This window comes from Shewanella sp. SG44-2, assembly GCF_014164215.1.
Taxonomy (GTDB): Bacteria; Pseudomonadota; Gammaproteobacteria; order Enterobacterales; family Shewanellaceae; genus Shewanella; species Shewanella frigidimarina.
In genome coordinates this window covers 183,144-196,415 of record NZ_JACJEU010000004.1, presented here as the reverse complement: position 1 = coordinate 196,415, position 13,272 = coordinate 183,144, and the positions used below count along the sequence as shown (strand labels likewise).

13 protein-coding genes are annotated in these 13,272 nt (G+C 41.7%); 4 read left to right on the top strand and 9 right to left on the bottom strand.

The features are described 5' to 3' along the window. Window positions 1-15: 15 nt before the first annotated feature. Window positions 16-1,779, bottom strand: coding sequence for an alkaline phosphatase (locus H5181_RS04820; protein ID WP_182750381.1), 1,764 nt, complete (start codon window positions 1,777-1,779; stop codon window positions 16-18). Window positions 1,780-2,101: 322 nt separating this feature from the next. On the opposite strand from H5181_RS04820, the gene H5181_RS04815 reads away from it, so the two are divergent. Next, window positions 2,102-2,524 carry an organic hydroperoxide resistance protein gene (locus H5181_RS04815; protein ID WP_182750380.1) on the top strand — a complete coding sequence of 141 codons (423 nt, stop codon included), beginning with the start codon at window positions 2,102-2,104 and terminating at the stop codon, window positions 2,522-2,524. Between the two features lie 120 nt (window positions 2,525-2,644). On the opposite strand, the gene H5181_RS04810 is transcribed toward H5181_RS04815, so the two are convergent. The 3 genes from H5181_RS04810 to H5181_RS04800 form a co-directional block, all read right to left on the bottom strand. Beyond that, window positions 2,645-3,655 (bottom strand): LLM class flavin-dependent oxidoreductase, encoded by a 1,011-nt coding sequence (locus H5181_RS04810; protein ID WP_182750379.1) that lies wholly within the window; start codon window positions 3,653-3,655, stop codon window positions 2,645-2,647. An 89-nt stretch (window positions 3,656-3,744) separates the two neighbouring features. Then, complete coding sequence (locus H5181_RS04805) at window positions 3,745-4,269, bottom strand: DUF3087 domain-containing protein (protein ID WP_011639016.1); 525 nt, start codon at window positions 4,267-4,269, stop codon at window positions 3,745-3,747. A gap of 193 nt (window positions 4,270-4,462) precedes the next feature. Further along, window positions 4,463-5,230 carry an SDR family NAD(P)-dependent oxidoreductase gene (locus tag H5181_RS04800; RefSeq protein ID WP_011639017.1) on the bottom strand — a complete coding sequence of 256 codons (768 nt, stop codon included), beginning with the start codon at window positions 5,228-5,230 and terminating at the stop codon, window positions 4,463-4,465. Window positions 5,231-5,335: 105 nt separating this feature from the next. On the opposite strand from H5181_RS04800, the gene H5181_RS04795 reads away from it, so the two are divergent. Continuing rightward, entirely contained in the window at window positions 5,336-5,671 is a 336-nt protein-coding gene (locus tag H5181_RS04795) for a helix-turn-helix domain-containing protein (RefSeq protein ID WP_011639018.1), read from the top strand. A gap of 45 nt (window positions 5,672-5,716) precedes the next feature. Here H5181_RS04795 and H5181_RS04790 read toward each other — a convergent pair whose 3' ends face one another. Then, complete coding sequence (locus H5181_RS04790) at window positions 5,717-7,189, bottom strand: MBL fold metallo-hydrolase RNA specificity domain-containing protein (RefSeq protein WP_011639019.1); 1,473 nt, start codon at window positions 7,187-7,189, stop codon at window positions 5,717-5,719. 367 nt (window positions 7,190-7,556) lie between these two features. Here H5181_RS04790 and H5181_RS04785 point away from each other — a divergent pair, with 367 nt between their 5' ends. After that, window positions 7,557-8,765, top strand: coding sequence for a porin (locus tag H5181_RS04785; protein ID WP_102036275.1), 1,209 nt, complete (start codon window positions 7,557-7,559; stop codon window positions 8,763-8,765). Between the two features lie 131 nt (window positions 8,766-8,896). Here H5181_RS04785 and H5181_RS04780 read toward each other — a convergent pair whose 3' ends face one another. Together H5181_RS04780 and H5181_RS04775 are read right to left on the bottom strand one after the other, a co-directional pair. Further along, window positions 8,897-9,406 (bottom strand): peptidylprolyl isomerase, encoded by a 510-nt coding sequence (locus H5181_RS04780; protein ID WP_041413233.1) that lies wholly within the window; start codon window positions 9,404-9,406, stop codon window positions 8,897-8,899. A 108-nt stretch (window positions 9,407-9,514) separates the two neighbouring features. Further along, complete coding sequence (locus tag H5181_RS04775; RefSeq protein WP_182750378.1) at window positions 9,515-10,855, bottom strand: M20 family metallopeptidase; 1,341 nt, start codon at window positions 10,853-10,855, stop codon at window positions 9,515-9,517. 158 nt (window positions 10,856-11,013) lie between these two features. Here H5181_RS04775 and H5181_RS04770 point away from each other — a divergent pair, with 158 nt between their 5' ends. Beyond that, window positions 11,014-11,538, top strand: coding sequence for a GNAT family N-acetyltransferase (locus H5181_RS04770; RefSeq protein ID WP_182750377.1), 525 nt, complete (start codon window positions 11,014-11,016; stop codon window positions 11,536-11,538). Window positions 11,539-11,615: 77 nt separating this feature from the next. On the opposite strand, the gene H5181_RS04765 is transcribed toward H5181_RS04770, so the two are convergent. Both H5181_RS04765 and H5181_RS04760 read right to left on the bottom strand, forming a co-directional pair. Next, window positions 11,616-12,311: a hypothetical protein gene (locus tag H5181_RS04765; protein ID WP_182750376.1), complete on the bottom strand. Its 696-nt coding sequence runs from the start codon at window positions 12,309-12,311 to the stop codon at window positions 11,616-11,618. Continuing rightward, the gene (locus H5181_RS04760; RefSeq protein WP_220491653.1) at window positions 12,289-12,711 is read right to left on the bottom strand and encodes a hypothetical protein; all 423 of its coding nucleotides are present in this window, start codon (window positions 12,709-12,711) and stop codon (window positions 12,289-12,291) included. The genes H5181_RS04765 and H5181_RS04760 overlap by 23 nt, the downstream gene beginning before the upstream one ends. Window positions 12,712-13,272 lie beyond the last annotated feature (561 nt).

The window sequence follows — 13,272 nt, the reverse complement described above, 5'->3', positions numbered from 1 at the left end:
ATTCACATCAGCTGATTACGACACCGGCGTGACTTTAGGGCTACCAGCGGTACTGGTTGCACTGTAACCACGGGCGTCTAACTGAACAAATGTCTTATCTAAAATCGTATCAACGTATTGCCAATCACTGCGGACTTCATTTTCAGTAAATGTCAGTAATAAGTAACCACGATCCTTCAAATTAGCGTATTTAAGATCGGCGACCAAACCGACTATTGCCGCTTCAGTTGCCGGCATTTCAGCATCAGACAAGCCTAAGTAATACTCAAGCCCTGGGGATGACACCGAGCTTGTGGCAAATTCTATTCCGACAATATCACCATCACTATCGGTTAAATCGCTGGCCCAGGCATTATGCGTATCACCGGCAATAACCACCAAGTTATGCTGTAACGACTTTGCTGTCGCTAAAATCACTTCGCGCTCGTAGGCGTAACCGTCCCACGCATCTAAGTTGTATGGAATGGCTGGTAGCTGAAGTAATGCAATCACCTCTGGCGTCAGCTTGGCTTGATTCGCTTGTAAGTAAGCTAACTCTTCTGCGGTTAACGTTGGATCGCTCGCTTTAACACGGCCCGCTAGCTGCGCTAATCCGCCAAGCTCAGCAAACTGCGGAATACTCATTTGCTGAGTCGCAATAGCCGCAGGCATTAACATTTTGCCCATTAACACCTGTTGACCTAATACTTGCCACTTAGCAGTAGACTGCAATAAGGTTTGTTGTAACCACAATAGTTGAGTCTGGCCTAACAGGGTGCGGTCAGTATCGGTTACATCCGCTAGAAATGTGCTGCTGTTAAATGCACCTGTGGTCGCATCAATATATTGGCTATATTCTAATTGTTTATCGCGAGCCAATACCCGAGTATCGAGCATGTGCAAATCAACCAAGTTACCGTAATTAAAGCTTCTGTAAATTTCTTCATGATTACCTTCACTCCATGGACGAATTGGCAACCATTCAAAGTACGCTTGTAGTGCGGCTTGTTTGCGTTGATCAAAATCACCTTCACCATCGTTATGGTTTTCAGCACCGTCTTTCCACGTATCATTGGCCACTTCATGGTCATCCCACACGGTAATAAATGGTACTTTGGCATGTAGCTTTTGTAAGCTCGCATCACTACGATATTGACTGTAACGGGTGCGGTAGTCGTCTAATAAAAATAATTCACCGGCTGGCAACACTTCACGCCCAAGCTCGACAGCATGTTCACTGGCATATTCACCACGAGCATACTCATATAAATAATCGCCTAAGTGCACGACAGCATCCAAATCATTTTGCTGTGCAGCCATTTCATACACATTAAAATATCCAGCAGGAAAGTTAGCGCATGACATTACCGCCAACTTAACAGACGCCACGCTACCTTCAGGTAATGTACGTGTTTGCCCCATTTCAGATACCGTTTCACCCGCTTTAAAACGATAGAAATACTGTTGGCCCGCTTCAAGTCCAACTGCGTCAACTTTAACGGTATAATCTCGGTTTTGATTCGTTATCATTTGGCCGTTAGTAACTAATTGGCTAAAGCTGCTGTCGGTGGCGACTTCCCATGACACAGTAATGTCACCTTCCACATCAGGCGTAACGCGAGTCCATAAAATCACCGCATCTGCAGCTGGGTCGCCACTGGCAATCCCTTGCAAAAACTGACCCGATACGACATCGTCATCATCACTGCTACAGCCCATTAATCCATAAGACACCACTACTGCCCCAGCACCTTTAGCTGACATAGCCAAAAAGTCACGACGAGTTACAAATCGTTTCATAGCCTATCCTTATTTTTTATCGTTCGCATATTATGTGGCGATGCTTAGCACAGCCTAAGAGGTCTAATGAGTGGCTATTGTGAGAGCTAATGATGACATAAAGGTGACAGAAGAATGACAAGCTAATCAAATTGATACTGAAGTACAACTAAGGTTTACAGCCATTGAATAATGATTTTTAGATAGTGATTTTTAGAGAACAAGACAACAATAAAAATTAAATTGCGCACAATGTAGTTGCAAATTATTTTTGGCTTAGCTATAGTGAACACAATTAGATTGCGCGCAACTTAAATTAATTTACTTTTACATGAGGTTTACTATGAAAGCACTATATACCACTTCAGCAACAGCATTAGCAGGCCGTAATGGTCAAGTTTCTACCGACGACAAAAAAGTTGATTTACAGTTAAGTTACCCAAAAGAAATGGGTGGCAGCGGTGAATTTACTAATCCAGAACAGTTATTTGCTGCAGGTTATGCCGCATGTTTTTCTAACGCGATTCTGCATGTAGCCAGCCAAAGTAAAGTCGCTATCAAGGCTGCTCCAACTACAGCAACTGTCGGTATAGGTGCCAATGAAAATGGTGGTTTTGCATTAACAGTAGCGCTAGCAGTTGAACTTGATTTAGACCAAGCAGAAGCTGAACAGTTAGTGAAAACAGCGCACCAAGTTTGCCCATATTCAAACGCAGTACGTGGCAACATCGATGTAAAAATAACCGTAAACGGTCAAGCGATTTAAGCTTTTTGTAAACCCGTTTTACTGACTTACAAACAAAAAACCAAGACAGATGTCTTGGTTTTTTTGTATTTGTGCCAACCCATCAACACTGACTTAGTCAACTCGATGACTTTAGCGGCGCTATTGTTTCACGCTCATTAAAATATCCAAGGCGCGTAAACGATGTTCACTGTCATATAAGTCATTGGTAAACATAAGCTCATCAACACCTAGCTGTTGAACAATCACTTCAAGTCGATGTTTAATCGTTGCTGGTCCGCCACACACCGACAAACTTAAAAAGTTATCAACGTAGCTTTTCTCTTGCTCGCTCCACAACCCATCCATACTATCGACAGGCGGTTTAAGCCACATTTCATTGCCACGAATTAACGCCAAAATACGTTGTTTCGAGCTAGTACTAAGGTATTCTGCTTCAGCATCTGTTGGGGCGGCGACCAAAGGTAATCCCAACATAACATAAGGCTTGCTCAATACTGCTGAAGGAATAAACTCACGTCGATAAAGCTCAACTGCATCATATAAAAAACGCGGTGCAAAGTGGCCTGCAAATACATACGGCAATCCACGTTTAGCAGCCAATTGAGCGCTAAACAAACTTGAGCCTAATAACCAAATTGGCACATTAGTGTCTTCGCCCGGAATCGCTCTCACTTGGGCGGATGCAGCTTGTTGACGCTGCGATCGCGGACCTAATAATGACTGTAGTTCGCTCACTTCTTCTGGGAAGTGTTCAGCTCGGCTATCATCACGATTCAATGCACGACTCGTCACTTGGTCGCTACCGGGTGCGCGGCCTAAGCCTAAATCGATACGGTTGGGATACAAACTGGCCAAGGTGCCAAACTGCTCTGCAACCACTAAGGGTGCGTGGTTAGGTAACATGATCCCGCCAGCACCAACACGAATACGTTGAGTCCCACCTGCTATATAGCCAATTAATATCGAGGTTGCCGAACAAATAATGCCTGGCATATTGTGATGTTCAGCCAACCAAAAACGATTAATACCAACATTTTCGGCATGTTGGGCATAACGTAGGCTACCTTGTAATGTTTCAGAGACGCTGGCGTCTTCGCGCATCGGCGCGAGTTCGAGTAATGAAAAAGGAATATCTGCCAATATTGACATCATGGCTCCTTATTTAAGGTAAGAATTGATGGCATCCACTGAAAACCAAGCTGTCGAGCTAGTAAGAAAGGTTTTCAACAGATGATGATCTAAAAGGCTTGTAGCATCTCGGGAGTAAACTCATCAGCATCAACAGAAACACCGGCGGCATCGATACATTGCTGTAGTTTATTTAACTCATTATTGACGTTTGAAATAGTTAACGTGTTGTTATCTAACTCATACACTAGTGCCAAGCTTTGATAATAAAAACTGAGTATCACTAATGCATTACGGTTATTGTCTTTGGCAGCTTGTTGAACAGATTTCAGCTTGCGGTAAATTTTGTTCTGCAGCTGCTTCAGTTGCCACACATAATAGACTTCATAAAATTTCTGTTTGGTACGCAGGTTACGTATTAATAGGCTGCATACCATTAGCGCCAAAATCACCCCAGTAAAATTAAGATGAAAATTGCCAGTAGCCTCTGCACCGGGTAATGGCTTAACGCCAAAAAAATAGATCATCAACTGACCAAATATCACAGACAAAATAGCCAATGTTGCCACTAAACCTATCTGTACTTGATTGTTAACCGAACGATACTGGCTTTTATTAATTGTAACTAACTTCATCACGCCGCTCACATCACTTATTTATCTATAGCTTAACGCGTCACAGCTATTTATAGAATGAAATATTAACGCTTATTAAGTGTGATTTAATCTAATGCTATTGGGGGTAAGTGAGTTGATAATCAGGAGCGACCAAGATCGCTCCCCATTAATTCATCATTCAAATAGGCAATGCCCGATTGTAAGCGGAATATTAGTTACGACCAGCCATCACGCCGCCATCTACATCCCATATCGAGCCCGTCACCCAAGCGGCTTGCTCTGATAACAAAAATACTATGCTGTTTGCTACATCGGCCGGACTACCTACTCGACCAATTGGATGGAATGAATTAAAACTATCAAGCACAGCGGCCATATCTTGCGGTTCAATAAAGGCTTGATAAATTGGCGTACTCACAACGGCTGGTGATACTGCATTAACGCGAATGTGATGCTCCGCCAGCTCCATTGCCATGTGTTGAGTTAATGCATGTAAACCCGCTTTAGCCATAGAATATGCGCTTGATGGTGTGGCTTTAATCGCTTGTTTAGCCCACATAGAACCAATGTTCACTATGCTACCGCCATGATGTTTAATCATGTTTCTGGCTACTGCCTGTGAAATCACAAAAATGGCTTTGTTAAGCTCCATGTAGATATCGTAATCGCTCACTTGGTGATCTAAAAACGGCTTAGGATTAAAATAACCGGCAGCATTAACTAAATGATCAATTTTATGATCGATGGTGTTGATCATATTGATCAAACGGCTGAGATCTTGCGAATCGTATAAATTGGCTTGAAAGCCACTGACATTTCCAAGTGGAGACAGTTGCGCCACTGCAGCATTGAGTTTGTCGGCTTTATTGCCAACAATAATGGTATCAACACCCTGAAGCACGAGTTGTTTGGCCGTTTCAAAACCGATACCACTTGTACCGCCAATAATCAGCGCTGTTGTTTGAGTTGAATTCGTCATTTGAACACACCTAATAAAAGAGTAAGTGTGTTAAGCTTATTGGCAAACTATCTGATTGAATAGTAAGTACAATTAAGTCCTATAGGTACTTTTAGGTACATATTAATGAATACAAAAGAAAAATTATTTCTGCGAAAGTCTGCCCCAGAGAAAAGTGCCCGTATGGTCGAAACCATTTACGGCTGTAAATGGTCATTAACTGTGTATCAGTTATTAGCCAATAACATTAACCGTCCTGGTGAAATGGTAAAATCAGTTGAAGGGCTCAGCACCAAAGTGCTCAATCAATGTTTGAAAAAAAACATCGAATTTGGCATTTTGAATAAAATTAATTACCCTGAAATTCCACCGAGAGTAGAATACCAAGTGACCGAATTTGGCCAAAAATTTATGCGCATATTAGATGATATTGAAAAGCTGCAACACGAAATTGATGCTTAGCCCGCAGGCTAAGCAATCGTTCAGCTCATAACACATTCACTCAAATTAAGTTTCTGATGGCTCATTAGACCCACTCGCCGTATTCAGCCACACAAACTCAGGTAACGCGTTTAAGTCTAGGCAATCTCCTCGTTGGGCAATCGCACTATTTTTCGGTTTATTGTCACTGTCTTGATTAAGCGCTTCAATCAATACTTGCTGTGCTTCTAGTTCACCATGTACCAATATCACTGCGGGAGAATGCTCAAAATGGCGATACCAAGACAATAACTCGGCTTGGTCGGCATGGGCTGATAACCCACCGACAGTATGGATACTGGCAGCCACTTTAATACTTTGGCCATGAATCGTCAGCTCTTCAGCGCCGTCGACTAGTATTCGCCCTGGCGTTCCCATTGCCTGAAAACCACAAATAATAATATCGGCTTCTTTACGCCATAGATTATGCACAAAATGATTACGAATTCGGCCACCATTACACATACCACTACCTGCAATAATGATTAACCCTTCATGAATATCGTTCAGCTCTATCGACTCTTCGGTGCTACACACAAATTCAGCACTAGATAACAACGGATGGTTGCCTGGTGACATGCGGGTAAAACGCTTAAAGTCATCGTCCATCAACGGATAATTATTAACATATACCTCAGTTGCTTTAATCGCCATTGGACTGTCTAAACAAATACGCCAACGCGATAAGTCCCACTCTTTGGCATATAGATGGAACAGATAAAGCAGCTCTTGAGATCGGCCAACAGAAAATGCCGGGATCAAAATATTGCCTCTACTTTCACGAGTTGTTCGTTTAAAAATTGATTTCAGTTCAACCAATGTATCTTCCCAACTGCGGTGCAATCTATCACCGTAAGTACTTTCCATTAGCACTAAATCAGCTTGTTCAATAAACGTTGGATCATCCAAAACCGGCATGCCTGCACGACCTAAATCACCACTAAAAACCAGTTTTTTCTGTTCAGGTTTATTGCCTAACCACAACTCAACCACAGCAGAACCTAAAATATGTCCTGCATCTGATAAACAAACCTCTACCGCATCGGCAACCTGTACGCGTTGACCATAATCTACCATCACAAACTGCGCCATCACTTGATCAACATCTTTCTCGGTAAATAGCGGTTCTAGCAGTTCTAAATCATGTTTTGCACGTTTTTTATTTTGCCTGTCGGTATCTCTTTCTTGCAGCATGGCTGCATCACGCAACATGACATCGCATAACTGCGCGGTGGCTTTTTGAGTATAAATAGGTCCAGTAAACCCCTGATTAATCAAATAAGGCAGACGGCCGGAATGATCAATGTGTGCATGGCTTAATACCACGGCATGGATTTGTGTTGCATCGAATGGAAAAGGATCGTGATTACGTAACGCGTCAGCTTTACTCCCTTGAATTAATCCACAATCAAGTAGCACTTGCTGCCCTTTGACGGTGAGTAAATGGCAAGATCCAGTGACCTCTTGAGTTGCGCCGTGAAACTGTAAAGTCATGTCCATAATGTCGCCCCCGATAAAATCGATAACATTGCTAAATTAAGCGTATGCCATTGGTGAAATAAAGTCGCGATCTGCATCAAATAAACGCTTAAAAAACACTCACCTCAATAAATAGTTAAAAACCATATTAAGTGTACAAGCATTCATCAAGCAACATTCACTTACACCTGTTAACCAAAAGACAACCAAAAACTAACACTAATTTTACTAAGTCATTGAACAACGTATTTTATGAGCTATATCGCCTTTTTCAAGCATATTTCACTTTGTGAGTCACTCATTGGTTTGATATTCTCCGTCGCCTCAATGGAAAGATATATTAACGGACTAAGCTGTGCTTACTCAAACAACAAGACAAGAGATTAAAATGAACAGAACATTAATTGCAGCATTGATTTCAACAATTCTTATCGCACCTGCAGCGTCGGCAATCGAAGTTTATAAAGATGATGTCAACGCGGTTAAAATTGGCGGCTTTATTGATGCGCGCGTGATCAATACTCAAGGTGAAACAGAAGTTGTTAACGGTGCTTCACGCATTAATTTTGGTTTTAGTCGTCAACTCCAAAATGACTGGAAAGCTTACGCCTTGCTTGAGTGGGGTGTAAATCCGGTCGGTAGCACAGACATTGTTTACAACAATCGCTTTGAATCAATTCAAGAAGAGTTTTTCTATAACCGTCTTGGTTATGCCGGTTTATCGCATGACAAATACGGTAGCATCACAATTGGCAAGCAGTGGGGTGCTTGGTATGACGTGGTGTACAGCACAAACTATGGCTTTGTGTGGGACGGAAACACTGCGGGTGTTTACACTTATAACAAAGATGACGGCGCGGTAAACGGTGTCGGTCGTGGCGACAAAACAGTTCAGTACCGTAACAGCTTTGGCGACGTAAGTTTTGCCGTGCAAGCTCAACTTAAAAACCGTGCTTTCTATACTTGTGATGTAGAAAATATTACTCAAGATGCCTGTGAAGAGTTATGGGCAACAAGTTCAACGTCGGCACAACAAGTTGAGTATAACTATACCTATGGTGGTGCTGTAACTTACCAAGCAACTGATAAGCTAGTGCTAACAGCCGGTGTTAACCGTGGTGAGTTTGATGTGACCTTTGGTAACGGTGGAACATCCACTGCTGTTGATCTTATTTACGGCATGGGTATCACTTGGGGCAACTTTGAGCAAAATGGTTTTTATGCTGCTGCCAACGTAAACAAAAACGAAAATCATGACACCGACAATATCGGTCGTTTAATTAACGACGCTGTGGGTGTTGAATCATTGTTCTCATATAAGTTCGATAATAATATTCGTACTTTTATTTCGTACAATATTCTTGATGCTGGCTCTAACTACGTGATCCAACCTAACTACAATACCGATCCAGATGACGTATTCAAACGTCAGTTTTTCGTAGTAGGTTTACATTATGTATTTGACCCAGATACTGTTTTATATGTTGAAGCTCGCCGTGATTACAGCGATTTCACTAGTGCAGACAAAGCACAGCAAGCCAGAATGGAAGTGTCTGAAGATGACGGCGTTGCCATTGGTATTCGTTTCACTCTTTAATGTGAGTACTGTGGTTTAACAAACCGATCAAAAAAGGTTCGACAGTGATGTCGAACCTTTTTTATTGCGTTGTTTTAAGCTAGTTCTAATAGCTAATGTTTAATAACGAGTGTTTACATAGTGCAGTGCACTTAAGCGACAGGTTTCTCGTCAACAATCGTCACTTTCTCAACAATAATCGGCTCACGCGGTACATCTTCATGGCCTGCCATCGTCGTTGTTTTAACTCGCTCCATTTGCTGAATAACATCCATACCGGCAGTCACTTTTGCAAACACTGCATAACCCCAACCCGCATTAGTCATTGCAGCGTGGTCTAGAAAATCATTGTCGGCGACATTAATAAAAAATTGCCCAGTAGCTGAATGCGGCGCATCTGTACGTGCCATCGCCAAAGTACCTAACACGTTGTTCAAACCTTTATTGGCTTCATTGGCAATCGGGTCACGGGTTGGCTTTTCTTTCATTTTGGCGGTTAAGCCACCACCCTGCACCATAAAACCTTTAATAACGCGATGAAAAATAGTGCCTTCATAAAAACCATCTTGGCAGTATTTTAAAAAGTTTTTTGAAGAAACCGGCGCACGTTCCATTTCAAGCTCTACGGTAAAATCGCCAAGGTTGGTGCTAAAGATAATCATATACGGCCATGTTCCAAAAATGAGAATAGCCGCCATTATATTCTATAGAACCGAAGGCGGCTATTGCACTTATCGTTGAATGAAATCCTATCCTTTAATACTGTTCGTTTATTTTGCTGGTTGATTAAATAAATCTATCGCGGTGCGTGTCATCGCCCTAACCCCAGTGCGAATGGTTAACGGGTAATCTGGCGCGAACTGGCTAGAATGCAAAGACGGTAAGGTATTGCCAGACTCAACACTCGCTTGATACTGGCTAGGTTCTACCCCGCCCAGCCAGAATAAAGTAATCGGGCGTTTCTGTGGTGTGAGCCCATATAAACCAAAATCTTCGCCAGCCATTACTGGCGGTGCCACCAGCACATTGTCACTGCCTAACTCGGCTTCAATACTGGCTTTAACCTTAGCGGCTAACGTAGGATCGTTATAGGTTGACGGAATGGTTTCATCATCATGTACATACACCACAGGCATAAGGTCATCTGGCAAGCCAGCACTAATCGCGATACCGGTAGTAATACGTTTAATCGCCGCTATTTGCTGCTCACGAACCTTAGGGTTATACGAGCGTAAGGTGAGCTGAAGCTTCACTTCATCTGAAATAATATTGTGCTTTGAGCCGCCATGAATAGACCCAACAGTAACCACATTAGGCTCTAACGGCGAGACTTCACGGCTAACAATGGTTTGCAGTGCAAGTACTGTGCGCGCTGCAAGTACCACAGGATCGATAGTGACGTGCGGATAGGCGCCATGGCCACCTTTGCCCTTAATGGTAATATCAACCGAATCAACATTCGCCAGGGCATAACCACTTACCGTGCCTACTTTTCCTGCAGGAATTGACGCACTAACATGCAAACCAATAATGCTGTCTGGTGTTGGAAACTGGCTAAACAAACCCTGTTTAAGCATGGCTTTGGCACCGCCACCGACTTCTTCTGCTGGTTGAGCCACCATCATCAAAGTACCTTGCCAGTCGGCTTTGTGAAGCATCAGTTGCTGTGCAGTACCAATTAAACTGGTCATGTGAATATCGTGGCCGCAACCATGCATAATACCAACGGTACTGTTGTCCGCATTAAGGGTTGTCACGGTCGATGCGTACTCTTTTCCCGTTTGCTCAATAATGGGCAAGCCATCAATATCTGCACGGATCATCACCACAGGTCCATTACCGTTTTTGACAATACCAACCACACCATAACCACCAAAATTAGACGTAACCTCAAAGCCTAATTGCTTGAGTTCTTGCGCCATACGTTGGCTAGTAGCTTTTTCTTGATATGACAATTCAGGGTGTTGATGAAGATGTAAATAAAGCTGCTCAAGCTTTGGTAATACTTTACTTACAGAGAGATCAAGATCGCTCGCGCTAGCAGTAACAGACAACGACGAAGCTGAAAACACTAACGCCAATAAGGGGTACGCAACACGTAAGCAGGTCATATTATTATTCTTAATTGTCGGGATTTGAATATGTTAACCTACCATAAGCTTAAGCCACTTTGTAATGGGTTTTAGGTAACCGCAAGTTAAGGGATAAGGTTAATCGTGGCATAGTGATTAAGTCAGTGTGGTCAGAGAAATAATAATAAGGGAAACCAATGACAGTCATTACTGAAACACCAAGGTTAATTATAAGAGAATTTACCCTTGAAGATGCACCTGCAGTATTGCATTTTAATGCTCCAGAACAAGTCAGCCTCTATACCGGTGACGCAGGAATGTGCACAACACTAACCGACGCAGAAAACATCATTACCAATATTTGGTTAGCTGAATATCAGCAATACGGTTTTGGCCGTTGGGCTGTGGTACTTAAAGAGACCAATACTGTTATTGGGTTTTGCGGTTTTAAAAATGAAACTCGTATTAATGCCGTCGATATTGGCTATCGCTTACACCCGGATTACTGGGGCATTGGTTTAGCGACAGAAGCCAACCTAGCTTGTATCGAATATGCCAAACAACACATGGATTTAGGCATCGTCTATGCCGATGTTGTCGATGCCAATAGCGGCTCAATCAATGTGGCCACTAAACTAGGCATGACATATCACTCTCAATACCAAGATGGCGAATTCACCATTAATCGTTATGAGATTTTATTAAAGACTCATAAAGTTTAACTTGAAATAAAAACCAATGCCGAACTAAGGCTCCTTAAACGTTAACAATTTAAAGAAGCCTCTAGTGGATAAAGGCTCTATAACTCACATATTGACTGATTTTTCTCAGGCTTATCAATTTTTCTAGTTGAAAGTAATTCCCCTGTCTCTGAATCAATAACAAAAATCTCTAGCTGTCGATTCTTGTTGGTTGTTACCAATACGTTTAAGTCACCATTACATATTTGGGGGGGGAAACCGATGTCAGTCCAAGATAATTTAATATCCCAAGCACCGTCCAACCTATAACAGCTGCCGATATTCGTAGCACTTAACTTAGCCCAACCTCTTGGATTGCATGCAATTAAATCAGGTTCATCCATAATCAATATAGACTTAGGCTTAACGACAAAGTCTGTAGCAGAAAGCCCAGAAGCATTAATTTCCATTACCTTTCCAGCAGAACTCATCACATAGAATTCATTCTTATGCTTAAAGAACTGAGAAGCATAGCCTTCATCCAAAGGCCAATATGCAGCAGGATCGCCGTTACTTGGAATAAAACTTACAAAAGCAAGATTATTGCCATTTTTTTCAACCTTATAACCACCAAGTAGCCAACCATTATTCGAACTGAAAACGATATCGATGCTGTCAAGTTCTGTCGAAATACGTTCGCCATTTGGCAACAAAAATATAGAAGCGGCTGCGAAACAACCACTAATGCTATAAAAGGCACACCAGAATAATATGCCTACAAGCCGACTTAATTTAATTCGCTTTATAACGTTCATGATATTGATGCACCGTAAATGAAGTTCCTCGTTTAAACGCACCAATTGCAAATAAACGATTTCTATCGTTAGGTTTTAAATGAATACAACCATGTGAAAGCGTCAGACGCACAGGAGACACTAATGTAGTCTCCGCCTCGTTATCCGATGTAGTATGAAAAATTTGACCAGAAAGACTCTCTATACTATCAAGCAATTTATTGCCATTAAGGTCTTTAAACCAACGAATAGCAATTAGCCCAAAATCATTAAATACCCACGATTCGGGCACTATAGCTTTACCATATAACTCTTTATGCATTTCCATAATGGCACTTCGGACAGGTGAGTTATACAGTTGATTTAGACTTCCCCACTTGCCGCTTGGTAAAGAATGCCAAGTATCCTGTTTTAAAGGCATATCTCGAAGCTTTGTTCCCCAAGCTAATTTAAACATTTATAGTGGCATATGAATTTTCCCAAATCGTTACACTGCATGCTTTAGCTTTGTTAGTTTCTGATTATATTTAGTAATATAGATTCAGATCGCCAGTTAGGAGATCTGTCTATCTTCACTTCTCAATTATCAATTTTCAATTATCAATTATCAATATTAACGTCTCGGGTGATGCATGATGAAGTCAACAAATAAGCACGCTAAAGGCTTACTTATGTATCTGCTAAAGCCATGTAAAGTTAAAAATCACATATAAAACGCAAAAAATATCTGCATGCCATCAAGAATAAAAACAACATAGCTGTTTGTTTACGCTCAACCTCTTACGTGAACCTCATCACAAAATGAATGTTTTTCACCCAATATCGGTTTAACTAATGTTTGCATAAACTAGATTATTTAAGTAGTTTATGAATAACAACTGCATAAATTTAAGTCTTCGGACAACATTTATGCTCAACACCGTTATATGACATATTTATGATGGTATGTAAGAAATGTAAGAGATTCATGGATGAAGAGCCT

What these genes read in the sequence shown, in the direction of transcription:
- H5181_RS04820 (WP_182750381.1), bottom strand. Translation starts at nt 1,779, where the DNA reads ATGAAACGATTTGTAACTCGTCGTGACTTTTTGGCTATGTCAGCTAAA.
- H5181_RS04815 (WP_182750380.1), top strand. Translation starts at nt 2,102, where the DNA reads ATGAAAGCACTATATACCACTTCAGCAACAGCATTAGCAGGCCGTAAT.
- H5181_RS04810 (WP_182750379.1), bottom strand. Translation starts at nt 3,655, where the DNA reads ATGTCAATATTGGCAGATATTCCTTTTTCATTACTCGAACTCGCGCCG.
- H5181_RS04805 (WP_011639016.1), bottom strand. Translation starts at nt 4,269, where the DNA reads ATGAAGTTAGTTACAATTAATAAAAGCCAGTATCGTTCGGTTAACAAT.
- H5181_RS04800 (WP_011639017.1), bottom strand. Translation starts at nt 5,230, where the DNA reads ATGACGAATTCAACTCAAACAACAGCGCTGATTATTGGCGGTACAAGT.
- H5181_RS04795 (WP_011639018.1), top strand. Translation starts at nt 5,336, where the DNA reads ATGAATACAAAAGAAAAATTATTTCTGCGAAAGTCTGCCCCAGAGAAA.
- H5181_RS04790 (WP_011639019.1), bottom strand. Translation starts at nt 7,189, where the DNA reads ATGGACATGACTTTACAGTTTCACGGCGCAACTCAAGAGGTCACTGGA.
- H5181_RS04785 (WP_102036275.1), top strand. Translation starts at nt 7,557, where the DNA reads ATGAACAGAACATTAATTGCAGCATTGATTTCAACAATTCTTATCGCA.
- H5181_RS04780 (WP_041413233.1), bottom strand. Translation starts at nt 9,406, where the DNA reads ATGATTATCTTTAGCACCAACCTTGGCGATTTTACCGTAGAGCTTGAA.
- H5181_RS04775 (WP_182750378.1), bottom strand. Translation starts at nt 10,855, where the DNA reads ATGACCTGCTTACGTGTTGCGTACCCCTTATTGGCGTTAGTGTTTTCA.
- H5181_RS04770 (WP_182750377.1), top strand. Translation starts at nt 11,014, where the DNA reads ATGACAGTCATTACTGAAACACCAAGGTTAATTATAAGAGAATTTACC.
- H5181_RS04765 (WP_182750376.1), bottom strand. Translation starts at nt 12,311, where the DNA reads ATGAACGTTATAAAGCGAATTAAATTAAGTCGGCTTGTAGGCATATTA.
- H5181_RS04760 (WP_220491653.1), bottom strand. Translation starts at nt 12,711, where the DNA reads ATGCCTTTAAAACAGGATACTTGGCATTCTTTACCAAGCGGCAAGTGG.